16 protein-coding genes are annotated in these 18,324 nt (G+C 33.7%); 10 read left to right on the top strand and 6 right to left on the bottom strand.

Going from position 1 to position 18,324, the window contains the following annotated elements; translation table 11 throughout:
- Window positions 1-91 precede the first annotated feature (91 nt).
- The 4 genes from AC00Y6_RS13175 to AC00Y6_RS13190 all read left to right on the top strand — a co-directional run bounded on the left by AC00Y6_RS13175 (window position 92) and on the right by AC00Y6_RS13190 (window position 4,164).
- Window positions 92-1,648 (top strand): type I restriction-modification system subunit M, encoded by a 1,557-nt coding sequence (locus tag AC00Y6_RS13175; RefSeq protein WP_474491071.1) that lies wholly within the window; start codon window positions 92-94, stop codon window positions 1,646-1,648.
- A gap of 9 nt (window positions 1,649-1,657) precedes the next feature.
- Entirely contained in the window at window positions 1,658-2,404 is a 747-nt protein-coding gene (locus AC00Y6_RS13180) for a DUF3800 domain-containing protein (protein WP_474491072.1), read from the top strand.
- A complete protein-coding gene (locus AC00Y6_RS13185; RefSeq protein ID WP_474491073.1) occupies window positions 2,401-2,886 on the top strand; it encodes a hypothetical protein in 486 nt (161 codons plus the stop codon). Before AC00Y6_RS13180 ends, AC00Y6_RS13185 begins: the two co-directional genes overlap by 4 nt.
- 138 nt (window positions 2,887-3,024) lie before the next feature.
- On the top strand, window positions 3,025-4,164 hold the full coding sequence (locus tag AC00Y6_RS13190) for a restriction endonuclease subunit S (RefSeq protein WP_474491074.1): 1,140 nt from the start codon (window positions 3,025-3,027) through the stop codon (window positions 4,162-4,164).
- On the opposite strand, the gene AC00Y6_RS13195 is transcribed toward AC00Y6_RS13190, so the two are convergent.
- Window positions 4,157-4,657: a restriction endonuclease subunit S gene (locus AC00Y6_RS13195; protein WP_474491075.1), complete on the bottom strand. Its 501-nt coding sequence runs from the start codon at window positions 4,655-4,657 to the stop codon at window positions 4,157-4,159. The two genes, AC00Y6_RS13190 and AC00Y6_RS13195, sit on opposite strands and share 8 nt — an antisense overlap.
- A gap of 55 nt (window positions 4,658-4,712) precedes the next feature.
- Here AC00Y6_RS13195 and AC00Y6_RS13200 point away from each other — a divergent pair, with 55 nt between their 5' ends.
- A complete protein-coding gene (locus AC00Y6_RS13200) occupies window positions 4,713-5,345 on the top strand; it encodes a restriction endonuclease subunit S (RefSeq protein ID WP_474491076.1) in 633 nt (210 codons plus the stop codon).
- On the opposite strand, the gene AC00Y6_RS13205 is transcribed toward AC00Y6_RS13200, so the two are convergent.
- Entirely contained in the window at window positions 5,338-6,429 is a 1,092-nt protein-coding gene (locus AC00Y6_RS13205; RefSeq protein ID WP_474491077.1) for a restriction endonuclease subunit S, read from the bottom strand. The two genes, AC00Y6_RS13200 and AC00Y6_RS13205, sit on opposite strands and share 8 nt — an antisense overlap.
- 84 nt (window positions 6,430-6,513) lie before the next feature.
- On the opposite strand from AC00Y6_RS13205, the gene AC00Y6_RS13210 reads away from it, so the two are divergent.
- A complete protein-coding gene (locus tag AC00Y6_RS13210; RefSeq protein ID WP_125349867.1) occupies window positions 6,514-7,440 on the top strand; it encodes a tyrosine-type recombinase/integrase in 927 nt (308 codons plus the stop codon).
- 104 nt (window positions 7,441-7,544) lie between these two features.
- Window positions 7,545-10,418 (top strand): type I restriction endonuclease subunit R, encoded by a 2,874-nt coding sequence (locus AC00Y6_RS13215; protein WP_474491078.1) that lies wholly within the window; start codon window positions 7,545-7,547, stop codon window positions 10,416-10,418.
- 320 nt (window positions 10,419-10,738) lie between these two features.
- On the opposite strand, the gene AC00Y6_RS13220 is transcribed toward AC00Y6_RS13215, so the two are convergent.
- The 3 genes from AC00Y6_RS13220 to AC00Y6_RS13230 form a co-directional block, all read right to left on the bottom strand.
- Entirely contained in the window at window positions 10,739-11,491 is a 753-nt protein-coding gene (locus AC00Y6_RS13220; RefSeq protein ID WP_474491079.1) for an acyl-CoA desaturase, read from the bottom strand.
- Window positions 11,492-11,531: 40 nt separating this feature from the next.
- On the bottom strand, window positions 11,532-12,827 hold the full coding sequence (gene tyrS, locus AC00Y6_RS13225) for a tyrosine--tRNA ligase (protein WP_474491080.1): 1,296 nt from the start codon (window positions 12,825-12,827) through the stop codon (window positions 11,532-11,534).
- A gap of 126 nt (window positions 12,828-12,953) precedes the next feature.
- Window positions 12,954-13,607 (bottom strand): metal-dependent transcriptional regulator, encoded by a 654-nt coding sequence (locus tag AC00Y6_RS13230; protein ID WP_474491081.1) that lies wholly within the window; start codon window positions 13,605-13,607, stop codon window positions 12,954-12,956.
- 258 nt (window positions 13,608-13,865) lie between these two features.
- Here AC00Y6_RS13230 and AC00Y6_RS13235 point away from each other — a divergent pair, with 258 nt between their 5' ends.
- From AC00Y6_RS13235 to AC00Y6_RS13245, 3 genes are all read left to right on the top strand, one after another.
- Window positions 13,866-14,894: a threonine aldolase family protein gene (locus tag AC00Y6_RS13235; RefSeq protein WP_474491082.1), complete on the top strand. Its 1,029-nt coding sequence runs from the start codon at window positions 13,866-13,868 to the stop codon at window positions 14,892-14,894.
- A 98-nt stretch (window positions 14,895-14,992) separates the two neighbouring features.
- Window positions 14,993-15,760, top strand: a complete 768-nt coding sequence (locus AC00Y6_RS13240; protein ID WP_474491083.1) for a DUF3108 domain-containing protein — start codon at window positions 14,993-14,995, stop codon at window positions 15,758-15,760.
- A 444-nt stretch (window positions 15,761-16,204) separates the two neighbouring features.
- Window positions 16,205-16,453 (top strand): T9SS type A sorting domain-containing protein, encoded by a 249-nt coding sequence (locus AC00Y6_RS13245; protein ID WP_474491084.1) that lies wholly within the window; start codon window positions 16,205-16,207, stop codon window positions 16,451-16,453.
- Between the two features lie 429 nt (window positions 16,454-16,882).
- Here AC00Y6_RS13245 and AC00Y6_RS13250 read toward each other — a convergent pair whose 3' ends face one another.
- Window positions 16,883-18,298 carry an OmpP1/FadL family transporter gene (locus tag AC00Y6_RS13250; protein ID WP_474491085.1) on the bottom strand — a complete coding sequence of 472 codons (1,416 nt, stop codon included), beginning with the start codon at window positions 18,296-18,298 and terminating at the stop codon, window positions 16,883-16,885.
- Between the last annotated feature and the right edge of the window lie 26 nt (window positions 18,299-18,324).

Consider the following 18,324-nt stretch of genomic DNA (forward strand, 5'->3'; position numbering starts at 1 on the left):
TAGAAAAATGAATAGACTTAAAATTGAATTAATTTAATAATGCACTACGAGTTAAGGATAATAAATCCCTAATCAAATAACGCTTATTTCAATGTCAGAAGAACAGAAGAAAATATTAGAGCAACAGCTCTGGAATATAGCCAATACACTGCGTGGAAAAATGAATGCTGATGAATTCCGAGATTATATTTTGGGATTTATTTTTTATAAATATTTGGCTGAAAAAATGGAAATTTATGCGAACTCCATTTTGGAAGAAGATAAAATCCAATTCAGAAATATTGATGAAAACACAGCCGAAGGCTTAGAATACATTGAAGCTATTAGAGAAGAAGCTCTTGAAACATTAGGATATTTTCTAAAACCCTCTGAATTATTCAGTGAAATAGCTAAACGAGGTAATAGCGACACGAACACATTTATCTTAGAAGATTTACAAAAAATACTGACTAATATCCAATTAAGTACAATGGGAACACAAAGTGAAGAAGACTTTGATAACCTGTTTGAAGATATGGATCTAAACAGTACTAAATTGGGTAAATCTGCCGAAGCTAGGAATGCTGTTATTGTAAAAGTACTTGTACATCTTGATGAAATTGATTTCAAATTAGAACATACCGAATTAGATGTATTAGGTGATGCATATGAATACTTGATTGGTCAGTTTGCCAGCGGTGCAGGAAAAAAAGCGGGCGAATTCTACACCCCTCAAGAAGTATCTAAAATTCTCGCAAAGATCGTTACGACTGGTAAAAACCGTTTAAAATCGGTATATGACCCAACCTGTGGTTCAGGTTCATTATTACTGCGTGTAGCAAGAGAAGTAAAAGACGTCAATAATTTCTATGGACAAGAAATGAATCGGACAACGTACAATCTTGCCCGAATGAATATGATATTGCACGGCGTACATTATCTGAAATTTGATATCAAACAGGAAGACACTTTAGAACATCCTCAACACGAAGGTTTGTTAGCAGAAGCCATTGTAGCAAATCCACCATTTTCAGCCAACTGGAGTGCTAATCATCTGCATCTTAGTAATGAACGTTTTAGTCAATACGGTAAATTAGCCCCTGCAAGCAAAGCAGATTTTGCCTTTGTACAACACATGATTCATCATCTTGCTGAAAACGGAACAATGGCTATTGTATTGCCACACGGTGTCTTGTTTAGAGGTTCGGCAGAATTACATATTCGAAAATATCTTATTGAACAGAAAAATTATTTAGATGCTGTAATTGGTTTACCTGCCAATATTTTTTACGGAACTGGTATTCCGACTTGTATTTTGGTGTTTAAGAAATGTAAGGAAGATCCTGACCATATCCTATTTATTGATGCAAGTAAAGAATTCGAGAAAGTTAAGAACCAAAATATGTTACGTGAAGAGCATATCAATAAGATTGTGGAAACTTATCGTAATAGAACCGAAATTGAGAAATACAGTCATTTGGCTACTTTACAAGAAGTTGCAGAAAATGACTATAATCTTAATATACCTCGTTATGTAGATACTTTCGAAGCTGAAGAAGAAATCGATATCCAAGTTGTAATGCAGGAAATTAAATCTTTGGAAGCAAAGAGAGCTCAACTGGACAAAGAGATTGATGTGTATTTCAAAGAATTGGGACTTGTTTTTTAATTTTTTATAATGAAGCCAACAATCAATATATATTGCGATGAAAGTTGTCATTTACAGAATGACAAAGAGCCTGTTATGGTTATTGGGGCTGTTTATTGTCCGATTGAAAAGAAGGAAGAAATTTTTGAAAGATTGTATAGTTTTAAACTCAAACACAACCTTATTCCTAAAAATAAAAAGAATGATAATGACAATCGAACCTACTATGAGCTAAAATGGAACAAAGTTTCAAAATCAAAAATCGAGTATTACAAAGATGTAATCAATTATTTTTTTGATGATGATGACTTGCAGTTTAGGGTGCTTGTAGTTTCTAATAAATCTGCAATAGATTATGAAAAGTTCAATCATACACACGATACATTTTACTATAAGATGTATTTTGGAATGTTAAAAGCCATTCTAAACCCTGAAAATTCGCATCATATTTACATTGATATTAAAGATACCAAAAGCAAAGAAAAAGTTCACAAACTGGAACAAGTTTTAAGGAACGATAAATATGATTATTCTAAGGAAATCATTAAAAAAGTACAGCAGGTAAGATCTCACGAAGTAGAAATTTTGCAATTGGCAGATTTATTGGTGGGAGCTACCGCTTATGTGAATAGAGGATTAGCAAACAGTAAAGCAAAAAATGAATTAATACAACTCATTAAACATCGTTCTAAATATTCCTTAACAAAATCTACTTTGCTGAAAGAGCGAAAGTTCAACGTTTTTATTTGGGAACCACAAAAACCGTATTTTGTATGAGTTTAGTATTTCCCGAATTAATACCATTTAGTGATTTTGGTGGCGATTTCACATCATATTTTGAAGCAGTTTATTTGGTTTTTCATAATGATTTTATTAAAACTCAACCCAATTATGAAGGGCTAAAAGTAGCTGTAAGAAAATATCCTGAAGTGGACGGAATGCACCGTACATTTTATCGCATTACACACGAAGGAGAAGACCAAACCAATAGACAACCAGATTTTAGAAGAATGGAACGTATCCGTTTTCCAAAATTTGTTATAGAAAACTTTGAACACAAAGAAATTCTCATGTGGAAAAATGTAAGAGGGAAAGATGAACGTATTGTTTTGTTTAATGAATCTGAAAATTATATTGTGATTTTAACAGACAGAGGAGAATATTATATGTTCATAACAGCTTACTATATTGAAACAGAACACCGAAAAAGGAAGTTGTTAAAAGAATACGAAACGTATATAAAAGCCAAAACCGCTTAGCGGAACTAAACGGCTTCTTATACTCCTTTAACACTTACATCCAATAAAGAAATGGTTACTGAGCTGATGCAAAGGTACAAAATAAAAATAAAAAAGCAAATAGATTAAATCCCTAATGCTGAATAAGAAGATAATACGATGACCAAGATACAAAAAGATAATAAAAATGTGGCTAAGTTCCCAAATTTGAGATTTCCAGAGTTTACCGAAGAGTGGAATAGAGAAAAAATAGCAAGTATTTTGACTATTGGTAGTGGGAAAGATTACAAGCATTTATCAAAAGGTACTATTCCAGTGTTTGGAACAGGTGGGTATATGGCTTCTGTTGATGATTTTTTATACGAAGGAGAAAGTGTTTGTATAGGGAGAAAAGGAACTATTAACAAACCCTTGTATTTCAATGGGAAATTTTGGACTGTTGATACTCTTTTTTATACTCATTCTTTTAAAAATGTCTTACCAAAATTCGTCTATAATATTTTTGAACAGATAAATTGGTTAAAATATAATGAAGCATCTGGAGTTCCAAGCCTTTCAAAATCTACAATTGAACAAATAGATATTAATATTCCATGTGTTGAGGAACAACAAAAAATTGCCACATTCTTATCTCTAATTGACGAACGTATTCAAGCCCAAAACAAAATAATTGGACAATTAGAAACCTTAATTAAAGGGCTAAGTGAAAAGCTGTTTTCTCAGAAAATTAGATTTAAAGGTTTTATGAGAGAATGGGAATTGAAGAGTTTGGGAGAAATAGGAGAAATAATTACAGGAAAAACACCCAGTACTAAAGATTTAGATTTATGGAATGGAGATATTCAATTTGTAACACCAACAGACATAACAGAGAATAAATATCAACATTCAACGGAACGGACAATTAAGAAGGCTGATAACCTAAAAATTCTTCCTCAAAAGAGCATAATGTTTACTTGTATTGCTTCAATTGGAAAAATGAGTTTATCTCTAAACCCTTGTGTAACAAATCAACAAATAAATTCTGTAATACCTCATTCTTGTTTTGATAGTGAGTTTCTATTTTATGCAATTAAAAATATTTCTGATTATATTAAGTCAACCCAAAGTTCATCAACTCTACCAATTATAAATAAAACTGAATTTTCGAAGTTTAAAATCTTAATTCCATCTATAGACGAACAAACCAGAATTTCCATATTCTTGTCTTCGATAGATGCAAAAATTGAAACCGAGAAAAGTGTTTTAGATAAATACCATTGTCAAAAACAATATCTGTTGCAGAACCTATTTATATAAACAGGTTCTGCAACAGGTTCTTTTTTTGTATCTCATATTTTTTTACTAACGTCTTTTCAATCTTTATTTTCTCATCAATTGATGATAGTAATTTCTCAATTTTACCTTGTTCATCAAGTGATGGACAAAAAATTAATGATTCTCCATAATCTTTGAAATAGATATGTGGAATCCCAGAGCCAACTTTGTATTTCTCAAAGTTGAAGAATTTTAAACAGAAAAAAATATACTTCAAATTAACATCTGGTTTTACAGTTAAATAGTTCAAAGTACCAATAACCGAAAACTTATCCGATGCGTATTGAACCTTTCCAACTCCAGAACCATCTTTTATTATTAAAACGGCATCTTCATTAATTTGTGGATTTTCCGTAAATGCAATAACACCTGTAGCTCCATAAACTGGATAAACTCCATTTTTATCAATTACATTCGATTCTGTTAATGATGATGAATAACAAGAGACGCAATCACTTAATTTTTTATTCGGCACTTGCTTTAGAATTAGTTTCTGACAAAGCCCTTTAATTAAGGATTTTATTTCCTATGTGATTACGATTAGTAAGAAATTATTCTCACGTCAATTGAGATTTAAAAATGGAAACAATGAAAACTATATAGATTGGAATACTAAAAAGTTGGGAGAGGTTACAACTCTTGTAAATAAGAGAAATAAAAATAACGAAAAGCTTCCTGTTTATTCTATAAATAACAAATTAGGATTCGTTCCGCAAAGTGAGCAATTCGAGGGAGTTGATAGCGAAGATAGAGGCTACGATATTAAATTATACAAAATAATTAACAAGAACACCTTTGCCTATAATCCAGCAAGAATTAATGTGGGGTCTATTGGCTATAGTGAAAACTTAGAGAATATTATTATCAGTTCATTGTATGTTTGTTTTAAAACAGATAACACCGTAAATGACAACTTTCTATATCAATATCTAAAGACAGATTTTTTTAATAGAGAAGTTTTAAGAAATGTTGAAGGGGGAGTAAGAGATTATCTTTTCTACGACAATTTTGCGAGAATTAAATTTGATTTACCTTGTATTGAAGAGCAAAAAAAGATTGCTGATTACCTTTCATCTATAGATTCAAAGATTGATATTGAAAGCCAACTATTGCATAAATTTGAAAAACAAAAGAGATACTTGTTAGCTAATTTATTTATATAAATAAATTAGCTAACAAGTATTGTTTCTGCTTAAGTAATAGCGTATGAATTTCAAATTCAGTTTTTATTTTATCGTCAATACTTGCTAGAAAATCTGCAACATATGTTTGTTGAATATAATTTGGTAATTGCATTTCCATAGTCTCAATTTCAGAGATATAATGCCGTTTGTGTTCATTTGATGATAGATTTAAAAATGACAAATACTCAAATATAAATTTTAGGTTCACGTTTGGTTTCGCTGTCAGTACTTTAATTGCTGAAGATTTTACTTTGAATGGAAAATTAACAAACTTTATATCCATTGTAAAATCATCGAAAATGATACATTGACCTTTGTCATAAACACCAAATTCTTCATCGGTATATCCTAATATAAAAGCTTTATTTGCAGTTAGAACTGGAATTAACGAAATATCAGATGAATAATCCGTATTTGTTACCAAATATTTAGTTGGCTGTTCATAGGTTAAAGTATCCTTAACTTGAACATATTCATTTTCTTGATTAAGAATTCGTTCGTATAGTTGATAGCGAATCGTAATCTTTAATAATTTCAACTCCTCAATTATTTTGTTTTGGGTTTGAATTCTTTTGTCAACAAGCGACAGAAATGTTGAGATTTTTTCCTGTTCTTGGATTGAAGGAGAACTAAATTTTGTTGATTTCAGAACATTATTATACAACCGTTGAATTGTTCCACCTTCCGTATTGTATTTCACTATTTGTAGAATATAATACAAAAATTCATTTGTGATATTTTTATTATCATTATCAATCCAAACAATATTAGAATCTTGAAAGTAAGCGTCGTTTCCATCATAGACAACTGTTCTCCCGATTGTTCCTGCCGCAGAAATTAAAATATCTCCTTTTTTAGGAAATGAAAATCGCTTTCTATAATCCAAATATAATTCCTTTGAAATAAATGCATCAGCTTCTTTTCCAAATGAACCAATTTTAAAAAATGGAATATCACCCATTGGTTCAGTTTCATCATTAAAGATTCTTCTACACATTTTCACATCACCAATCTCCCCCAACTTCTTAGTTTCCCACTCCTCAGTAAACTCAGGAAATCTCAAATTTGGGAACTTAGTTCCAAATCCATCTGGGGGATAAAGTGTCCTTAATTGCTTTCCTTTGAAATTTTAAAAAATTAAATTATAATGAATGAACAAAAACAACTCTCAGAAGTTATCGATCTATGGAAAATAGACAAAAAACAGTATGTAAAAAAGTCAAGTTTCTCAGCTTATACGCTATTGATTGAAAATCATCTACTGCCTAATTTCGGCAACAAAATTGCGATTGAGGAAGCTGATGTCCAAAGCTTTGTTTTTCAAAAATTGGAAACGGGTTTAAGTCATAAAACAATTAAGGATATTTTAATTGTTCTGAAAATGATTTTGAAATTTGGAGCTAAAAACAAATGGTTACAGTATACCCCTTTTGATATTCAGTTTCCTACTGAACGAGAAAAGCATAATATTGAAGTGCTAACCAAGACTGATCAGAAAAAAATAATGAACTATATACAAGAACATTTTACATTTAGAAATTTAGGCGTTTACATTTGCCTGAGTGCTGGTATGCGCATCGGAGAAATATGTGCTTTAACTTGGAAAGATATTGACATAGACAACGGCATAATCAGCGTTAATCGTACAATTCAACGTATATATGTTATAGAAGATGGGAATAGAAGAACAGAACTCATTCTTGATACACCTAAAACAAAAAATTCTATTCGTGAGATTCCAATAAGTAAAGATTTATTGCGAATACTCAAACCATTTAAAAAGATAGTTAATCCCTCGTTCTTTGTATTGACAAACGATGCCAAACCCACGGAGCCAAGAACCTATAGAAGCTATTACAAGAACTTAATGAAGGAATTAAAAATGCCTGAACTTAAATTTCACGGGTTACGACACAGCTTCGCCACAAGATGTATCGAAAGTAATTGTGATTACAAAACAGTTAGTGTATTATTGGGACACTCAAATATAAGTACAACATTAAATTTATATGTTCATCCAAATATGGAACAAAAGAAGAAAGCCATTGAACAGATGTTTAAAGCTTTGAGGTAAGTTTATATTATGAATTAGGAGGCGCTAATGAATTGAGATCACTTTATTTTGTTAAATTTGTGTGTAGATAAAAAAACACGGTTAACTCCTAATTCATAATTATTTTGAGCAAACAGTCTGAGCAAATTTTAGAAGAACAACTCCTTATCCAATTACAAAAATTGGGATATAAATATATTACTATAGCTGATGAAAAATCTTTGTTGGCAAACCTTAAAACGCAATTAGAAAAGCACAATCATATACAATTTAGTGAGAGTGAATTTGAAAAAGTATTAAACATTCTCAATAAGGGATCTGTCTTTGAAAAAGCCAAGGTATTAAGAGAAAAGAAGCATCATATCGTTAGGGATAATGGCGATAATCTATATTTTGAATTTCTTAATGTAGAACATTGGTGTCAAAATGAGTATCAGGTAACCAATCAGATTACACAGGAAGGAAAATATCAAAATCGCTATGATGTTACGCTGTTGATAAACGGTTTGCCATTAGTACAAATTGAGTTAAAGCGAAGAGGTTTGGAAATGAAGGAAGCATTTAACCAAATCAACCGCTATCAAAAACATAGCTTTGGTGCTGGAAAAGGTTTGTTTCATTTTGTACAATTATTCGTTATCAGTAACGGGGTAAACACCAAATATTTTAGCAATTTCGGAATAAACAAGCAGGAATATCTTCAGACTTTTCACTGGACAGACGAACAGAATAATCCACTCAACAACATACTGAATGGTTTTACGGATGCTTTTTTAGAACCTTGTCATATCAGTAAAATGATATGTAAGTACATTGTGTTGAATGAAACTGCCAAAGCATTAATGGTGCTTCGACCGTATCAGTACTATGCGGTAGAAAACATAATCAAAAAGGTAAAAGAAAACGAAATTCTGAACGGTTATAATATTGAAAAAAACGGATATATTTGGCATACAACAGGAAGTGGTAAAACTTTAACCAGTTTTAAAGCTAGTCAGATTTTATCTAATATTCCAGCCATTAAAAAGGTGGTTTTTGTGGTAGATAGGAAAGATTTAGATTATCAAACCAATCAGGAATATGATAATTTCAGTAAAGGTTCTGTTAGTTCTGCTACTAATACAGATGATTTAGTTCGAAAATTTAATGATCCGAATGTTCGAATCATTGTTACAACTATTCAGAAACTGAATAATGCGATTTCAATCAGAAATTTTGGCAAAATGAAAGCTATTCAGAATGAAAGAATGGTCTTTATTTTTGATGAATGTCACCGCTCGCAATTTGGTGATACGCATAAAAACATCGTAAATTATTTCACTAACATTCAGTTGTTTGGTTTTACAGGCACACCAATTTTAGAGAAGAATTCTGACGGAATGAAAACCACAGCAAGTCTTTTTGGAAAGTGTCTGCATAAATATGTAATTACTGATGCCATACGTGATGAGAATGTTCTGAAGTTTTCTGTAGAATATATTCAGACTTTCAAACAGAAAGAACATATCATTGATTTAAAAGTAGAGCAAATTAACGAAACGGAAGTTTTTGAAGCACCTGAACGCAAAGAAGCAATCGTAGATTATATCATTCAACATCATGATCAGAAAACACAAAACAAGAAATTTTGTGCGATGATGTGTGTACAGGATATTGATTCCGTTATTCAATACTATGAAATTTTTAAACGTAAAAAATTAAATGGGGAGCATAATCTTAAAATAACAACTATTTTCAGTTTTGCTCAGAATGAAGAAGAAATGGAAGAACAAGTAGCTGCTCAAATCAATATGGCTGCTGAACCTCAAACTGAATACGGATATAAACCGCACCGTAGAGAGTTATTGGAAAATTATGTTGAAGATTTTAATGAGATGTTTGGTGAAAAGCAAAATATCAAAGACAACGAAGGATATTACAATTATTACAATGCCGTAGCTAAAAAATCGAAACACCCAAAACATGAAGCGGATATTTTATTAGTTGCTAATATGTTTTTGACAGGATTCGACAGCAAATCTTTGAACACCTTATATGTTGATAAAAATCTTCAATATCATGGACTGATACAAGCTTTTAGTAGAACCAACCGTATATTAGATAAGAATAAAACCCAAGGAAATATTGTCTGTTTCAGAAATTTAAAAGACAAAACAGACGAAGCTATTGCTTTGTTCAGTAATAAGGAAGCTATTGATGAAATTATAGTTGAACCTTATGAGATTTATGTTGATAAATTTAACGAAGCAACACAAAAATTATTAGAAATCGTTCCAGAAGTTACGTCTGTTGATGGATTATATTCAGAAGAAGATAAATTGGAGTTTATCTTAGCTTTTCGTGCTTTGATGCGCCTTCACAAGAAGATGAGCCATTATACAGAATTTACTTGGGATGATTTACAGATTGAAGAACAACTATTTGCAGATTACACGAGTAAGTATTTGGATTTAAAAGATGGACTGGGAACAGATCCTTCACCTGAAAAAACATCTATTCTCAATGATATAGATTTTGAATTAGAATTGATAAGACGTGATACGATTAATGTTACATATATTATCCAATTGTTGGTCAAATTCACGTCCAAACACAGTGCGAAAGATAAAGAAAGCATTGAAAAAGAGATTGCCAACTTATTAAACACTGAGGTTTCATTAAGAAGTAAAAGAGAATTGATTGATAAATTTATTCAAGAGAGTCTACCAAATATTAAAGATACGGATACTATTCCCGAAGAATTTGAAAAATTCTGGAATATAGAACAAGAAAAAGCACTTCAAGAATTAGTTAAAACTGAAAATCTATCTGAAGAAAAAACCGAAAGATTAATCGAAAACTATCTTTTTACAGAACGTGAACCTTTGCGAAAAGAAATTTTAGATTTACGAAAAGAAGGCAGACCGAGTGTATTAAAATCTAAGGAAATCGGAGATCGCATTCTAAATAAAATCATAGGATTCGTAGACACTTTTGTTAATGGGATATCAGGAAATTAATGTTTTATTCTAGTAGGTATTAATAAGAATCAAAAAAAATTAAGAGTGATAAATAAAGGATAGGAAAATTAAAACCTATCCTTCTATTTTTGTATATTTGTCTTGAGCTAACGGAAACACGTTGAAAAGCAAAGCAGTAAGCACCGTTACCAAATCGTTACCTGACTTTTTTGATAATCTTTATAAAAGCTTAGTATTCAACCGATACAGCTTTTTCCTGAAAACTTTAAAATAAAAAAATACCGTTGATTTTTCAACGGTATTTTTTTTTCGATAACTAAGAATTTATTCGGATAACTCTAACCTAAACTTATTCAAAATTAAATTTCTCTTTTTACGACTGAGACAGGATTCAGTTTGATTAATTTCATCTTGTCCAGAAGAATCATAATGTAATAAGTAACATCTATCTCGTGCCACCTTACACCTCCGAAATTGGCTCTACCACCGTGTTTATGATGGTTGTTGTGATAAGCCTCACCCATCATCAGCCAATCAAAACGGAGTAGGTTTTTGGAAGTATCGGAAACTTTAAAGTTGACATAACCGTAGATGTGACCAAACCAATTGATGATAACACCGTGGATAGGCGCCATCATGTAAGCGACAGGCAACAAAAGCCACTGCCACCAGGCTGTTGCAAAAAAGTAAAAGAACAGCGTGTACAAAACAGCCCATCCAATTCTGGAAGCCCAAGAGCTCGCAAACTTGTCAAAGCCTTTCCATTGCGGTACATTCTTCGTAAACTTATCTTCTATTTTTGCTTTTTGCTCGTTGATTTGCTGATATATTTTTTTTGTTCTCCACATCATCGCAAAAAGGTTGGCGTCATATTTTGGAGAATGCGGATCTTTTTCGGTGTCTGCATAAGCATGGTGTAGCCGGTGCATTACACCATAACCATAAGCCGAAAGATAGTTGGAGCCTTGCGTAACCCAAGTTAAAACATAACATAATTTTTCACCAAATTTTGACATCCTGAATGTCTGATGTGCCGCATAACGATGGAGAAAAAATGTCTGAAAAAATAGACCGGAGTACCAAAGTACTATGATAAAAATGATAACTGCCATTTATAAAAATGTAATTGAACTAATTAATAAGTTGTGATATTTAAATTCCTTTTACGATGAAATAATTCTTTTTACCTTTTTGTAGAAGAAGAAATTTCCCATCAATCAAATCACTTTTGGATACCGAAAAATCTTCGCCAACTTTGGTTTTGTTGACGGAGATAGCATTGCCTGCTAATTCTCTTTTGGCTTCGCCTTTGGATTTTAGGAAGCCAGATTTTTCCGAAATCAAATCAACGATATTGCTACCAACCAATTCAGATTTTGAAATTTCTTTTTGAGGAACACCATCAAAAATCTGAAGGAACAATTCTTCATCCAAACTTACCAAATCTTCTGCGGTTGACTGCCCGAACAGGATTTGAGAAGCTTTTAATGCTCTTTCAAATTCTTCTTTTCCATGAACCCAAACGGTTACTTCTTCAGCTAGCTTTTTCTGAAGTTTTCTTTCGTGAGCCGCAGTTTTATGCTCTTCAATCAAAGATTCGATTTCTTCTTTTGGAAGGAAGGTGTAGAATTTGATAAAGCGTTCTGCATCATCATCGGTTGCATTCAGCCAAAATTGGTAGAACTTATAAGGCGACGTTTTCTTAGCATCCAGCCAGTAATTCTCGCCACTTTCGGATTTGCCAAATTTGGAACCGTCCGCTTTTGTAATCAAAGGAACTGTAAGTGCATAAGCTTCACCCTGGGCTTTTCTTCTGATGAGTTCTGTCCCGGTAGTGATATTTCCCCATTGGTCAGAACCTCCCATTTGCAGTTTCACGCCTTCGTTCTGGTACAGGTGGAGGTAATCGTAACCTTGTAAAAGCTGGTAAGTGAACTCGGTAAAACTCATCCCATCCACGCCAGAATCCCCGGAGAAACGTTTTTTCACCGAATCTTTGGCCATCATATAGTTAACCGTGATGTGTTTCCCGATATTTTTGGCAAAATCAAGGAAGGTAAAATCCTTCATCCAGTCATAATTATTGACAAGAAGGGCTCTGTTATCTGCATCGCCATCAAATTTGAGGAATCTTGATAGTTGGTTTTTGAGACAGTCAACATAATAGAGCAGCGTTTTCTCGTCCAAAAGATTACGCTCTGCAGATTTGCCGGAAGGGTCTCCAATCATCCCTGTTGCACCGCCAACCAAGGCAATCGGCTGGTGGCCGTGCTGTTGAAAATGGGCTAGGATTTTGATCTGGATAAGGCTTCCGATATGCAAAGAATCTGCAGTGGGATCAAACCCAATGTAAGCTTTGGTCATCTCTTTATCCAGTTGATCTTCCGTTCCCGGCGTCATGTCAGAAAAAAGTCCGCGCCATTTTAGCTCTTCTATAAATGCATTCATTGTCTTAAAATTTGAGTGCAAATATAGCAATTAAGCCATAACATACGCTGTCTGAAGGCGACCAAATCTGGGTAAGTTGAGTTTTGTCAGTAAAATTTAGGTTAGCAATTTGATGATCCGTTGTTGTTATTCCGGCTTTACAAGCAACCTGTCGCAAACCGTTTTGCTCAGCGTTTCAGTTTGGTTATGGTATTTTACCTGCATCGATTGGTCAAAGTCTTCTTTTCCCAAGACCAAAATGGTGGTACCCAACATCAGTTCCCTTTTATTAAGAAAGTTAAGAAACTCTTCAGAAGAAGTGGTGACAGAACTGAGTTTTACAATCTCATTTTCTGTGCACTGGCTTAGCTTCTTAAGGTCGGGTTGCACCACGTGGCCTTCTTTGTCGGGGATTGGTTCGCCATGAGGATCTACTTTTGGGTAATTAAGGATCTCATCCATCTTATCAAAAAACTTATCCGAATGGATGTGTTCCAGCTGCTCCGCAATTTCATGCACATTTTCCCAGCCAAAACCCATTTTTTCCACCAGAAACATCTCGGTAAGGCGGTGTTTCCGGACAATGAGGGAGGCTTCTTTTTTTCCGCTTTCGGTTAGTTTTACAGGTTTGTAGGATTCATAAATAACCCATTTTTTCTCTGCAAATTTTTTAATCATGCTGTTTACAGAAGGCATTTTGATGTGCAGATGACGGCTAAGATCATTCACAGACACTTCCTCATGCTCATCAGCAAGGTGATAGAGGGCTTTCAAGTAATTTTCTTCGGTTAAAGAATTCATAGCCCAAAGATAACTAAAAGTTAGATTTTATAATAAATTGATCTAACAAATTTTGGGGCGTGTCCCTTTACCCCGATAGGCGTTGGGTGGGAAAAACAAATTCCTCGCGGGGTAAGCGGGCCGGTCTGCGGGCAGTCGCTGTTTTTGTTTTTCGTAGGGTTCATTATTCATTTAAGTAAAAAACAAAAACGAGCTCCGACAATGCCCTTCGCCCTCACGCAAAATATATAACTTTGCAGGGTCAAAAAAACATAATCCATGATCAAATACTCTTTCAAAAATGATTATGCAGAAGGCTGCCATCCCAATATTCTGGAAGCATTATCCAAAACCAACCTGGTTCAGCAAAGCGGCTATGGCGAAGATGACTATTCTGCCGAAGCCAAAAAGCGCATTCAGCAAAAATTGGATACAGATGTGGACATCCATTTTGTAAGTGGCGGCACTCAGGCCAATCTCTTGGTGATTTCGGCGATTCTTCGGCCTTATGAAAGTGTTATTGCAGCAGATACGGGCCATATTTTTACTAATGAAACTGGGGCTATTGAATCAACAGGTCATAAAATACATAGTGTAACCACGGATGATGGTAGGCTGACGCCAGCGCATATTCAATCTGTTTTGGATACCCATACCAACAGGCCTCATCAGCTGAAACCAAAATTGGTTTACATCTCCAATTCTACAGAAATTGGGACCATTTATTCTAAACAGGAACTTCAGGATTTATCAATTTTTTGTAAAGAGAAACAGCTCTATCTTTTTATGGATGGTGCCAGATTAGGTCACGCCCTTACCAGTGAAAAAAACGATTTAATGCTTGCGGATGTTGCTCAGCTTACGGATGTTTTTTATCTGGGAGGTACCAAAAATGGGGCACTTCTGGGCGAAGCTATTATTATAACCAATGATCGGCTAAAACAGGATTTCGATTTTAATATCAAACAAAAGGGAGCGCTTCTTGCCAAAGGGCGATTGTTGGGTATCCAGTTTTTGGAGTTGATGAAGGATGATCTTTACTTTAATTTGGCTCATCATGCCAATGTCCAAGCGATGAGGATTAAGGCGGCATTTCAGGAAAGAGGATTTGCATTTTTATCTGACACTTTTACCAATCAGATTTTTCCAATCCTTAGCCATTCCCAGATAGAAAAGCTGCAGGCTGACTTTGATTTTTACATTTGGCAAAGACTGGGCGATAATCATTCTGCCATTCGTTTGATTACCTCTTGGTCAACAGATTCATCTAAGGTAGATGAATTTATAGAGAAGATAAAATCATTATAAAATTTTATTTTAAAAAGTTATTCGATACCATAAAGCAGACTTTTAATTTTATACATTTGGCAAAAAATTTGTCTTAGTATTGTAATAAACAGTTATTAATGAAGTATTTTATTAGCATTGTCGTTTTATTTTTTTATGCAGCAGCATTTGGGCAGTACGACAATATCAACGCAGGTGAGGTTTTAAATTACAGGATACATTATGGTTTTATTACTGCTGGTAATGCAACATTAGCCACAACCAAGACTTCCTATAAAGGTCAGCAGGCATTCTATATTAGGGGAACAGGTAAAACAAGTGGGGCAGCCAAAGCTTTTTTCAAAGTAGAAGATGTGTACGAAAGTTATGTGAATGAGAACAAAGAACCGCTTTTCTATGTGAGAAATGTCTCTGAGGGCAGCTATACTCAGCATCTTCAAAGCACTTTTAATAATAACAACAATACATTGGTTCTGGTAGATAAAAAGCATACGGACCGGCCGGCAAAAACAGTTAAAGTACCGGGAGATGTTCAGGATATGTTGTCCTGTTTTTACTATTTGCGAAGCTTATCTGCAGATCACTTAAGGGTAGGTAGTGTAATAAGAATGAACGTTTGGGTAGATGATGAGCTTTTTCCTTTCCAATTAAAAGTGGCAGGTATTGAAAATATTCCTACAAAATTTGGGAAAATACAATGTCTCAAAATTATTCCTTCTGTAATGAGTGGGCGCGTTTTTAAAGAAAAGGAAGGAGTAACCATGTGGGTATCTAATGACAGCAATAGGGTTCCCATACTCATCAAAGCAGAATTAGCAGTTGGTTCGCTAAAGGCAAGCATCGACAGTTACAGCAATGTTAAAACACCATTAACTTTTCAGAAATAATAGCAATTTTTAGAAAACTTTTTGCAGATACTTATTGAAGGCAGAGAATGAAGTTTGGAAGTTTTTAGTCAACATAATTCATTGGTGGATATGCAAATTATTTGCCCAAAATTATGCTACTAAAAGTGCTATATCAGAATTAAGTATTGAAAAGCAGACGGGGATGTCAGAAGAAATCGTCAGGGTAATAATCACTTGATAGTTCAAAATCTTTTCTATTAATCAGACTTATAGGTCTTTTATCAAGATTTGAAACTGCTAAACTTTTTCTTTTGACTTGAACCTCATAAGCCTGGAAAAAATATTTATTATATCAATGTTTTCAAAATTGCTCGATGCAGATAAAAGAAGCATCAGGTTGCCGGTAATGTAGTTATAGAATTATCAGACGGCAGCAATAACCGAGTATCTTTTGACAACCGGTCTTGGACTTGTTATGATGCTATGGCAACAGGCGAAGCGGATCTTGACACTCAAAAACTTTCAGTCTACCCAAATCCTGTTAAAAATCATGCATTCTACGTTGACGGTCTTATCGGTAAACAAGATCTTTTGGTTTACAATGTTAATGGTCAGCTGGTGCAGACAATTAGTCAGGTAAAAAATAGAAGTAAAGTGAAATTAGATAATTTACCTAGAGGTATTTATATAGTAAAAACAAAAAATCAGTCTGCCAAAGTAATTATAGATTAATAAGTAGGACTGCTATTAGAAAAAAATCGTGTTGTAATACAGCACGGTTTTTTTTTATAGGAGTTTCCAAAATTTACTACCTGATTTGTTTAGTGATTCATCAAACTGTCCTGAATGGAATTGAAAATATTTGATAGATGGAAAAGGTTGCTGATATTTAAGGTTAACGATTAACTTCAACAACCTGCTGTTTTGTGGGAAAACCATCGTGGACTGATGGCGATATTTTGATATTTTTCAGCCTTATTTTCCATCATACATTAAAAAACCAAAATGCGCGGTGATTGCAGCCTTGGAAACTGGTGAAATAGAGGAAAGCAGATATATTACCTATCTCAAACTGATGGAAGAAGCCGAAGAGATTAATCAAAAGTAAAAAATCCCACAATCTAATAATTGTGGGATTTTTTTATGTGCTTTATAAATTTTTTAAAATTTCCAGCCTAATGTGATAAAAAAGTTATTCTTGTTGGTTTTAACATCGGAAACTGCGTAAGCATCACTGTTTACATCATAACCGCCATTAAAGTATCCTGAATTGTCATCGGGATTTCCCTGTAAAAAAGGACTTTTATATTTGGAAGAGATATTTTGATAAGCAGCATCTATGTAAAATGCTTTAAAATCGTAGCCAATACCGGCGCCTATAACATTTCTCTGGCCTACAAAAAGATTAGAAAATGCCTGATTAGATGCTGATCCATCATTGTTATAAGCCAAAAAAGACATATTATCAAAATTGTTACCTTGGTAAGCATAGCCACCACGCAGTCTAAACCCTGCAATCCGGTACTCAGCACCGGCTCTTACTTCGGATGTATTTTTATATTGGCTGCTGAAAAAATCATTAAGATCACTCTCTGGAGTTCCGTCTACATGATATTTTGGTTTTGTAACCCCTTGTATATAATCCACATTTAGAGAAAAGTTTTTACTAGGAACAAAAGCAGCACTTAGGCTTACCTTCATTGGACTGGCAAACCTTCTGTCCTCATTGTATGTATCGTATTGATTATTACCAAAATAATATTGGTTAAAAGCCCTGTCAAGAGACCACCATGTAGGTGTTTCCACAGCTGCGCCGAAGCGGAACTGGTTACCAACTCTGGCAATCATACCAATATTGGCAGAGAAACCATTAGAGTTTTCAGCAAAATCTGTGTATTGTTTATTATATGATAAGACTGAATTTCTATTATCTGCCGAGAAATCTGCAGAATCGTACTGTTGCAAATACGAATTATGAAAATTAAGACCAACACCAAAATAAAGACGGTTATCATAATTGGCACCAACAGTTACATTTGTTTTTGACAAATCTCCGGTTCTGCCATATTGATGCCCAAAATAGGTATAATTAATCTTCTTGTCGGGATAAGAGAAATCATCCAATATCTTGATATTCTGATTTCCCGCAGACAATGAATAATTATCTAGAACTTGTGACGAATAATTGAATCCTATATTTACAAATTTCCAATTGCTGCTAGAATTAGTAAGGTCTATTGATAAAACACCTCCTGCATTGCTGATGTCCGTTTTATTGTTTTTCGCATCTATAGATGTTCCCGCAAAAGTGGTTGTATTCTTATTATTGGTAACGCCCAATGTAAAGCTTACATCGCTGGTTATGAAAACACCAATACCAGCTGGGTTAACACTTGAAGAAGAAATGTCGCCACCTAAAGCTCCCATGGATCCCGCCATAGAATTGAATTTTGCACTTCCGCTAATAGGATTGCCAGAATAAACATCCGCAGTATTTGTAATTACTGATACATCCTGAGCTTTCAAATAAAAGAAAGCTGCAGGGATATTGATCAGTAAACATATTTTTTTTAGCATTATAATTTAAAAATTTTTTCAGTTAT

It is taken from the genome of Epilithonimonas sp. (genome assembly GCF_056329745.1).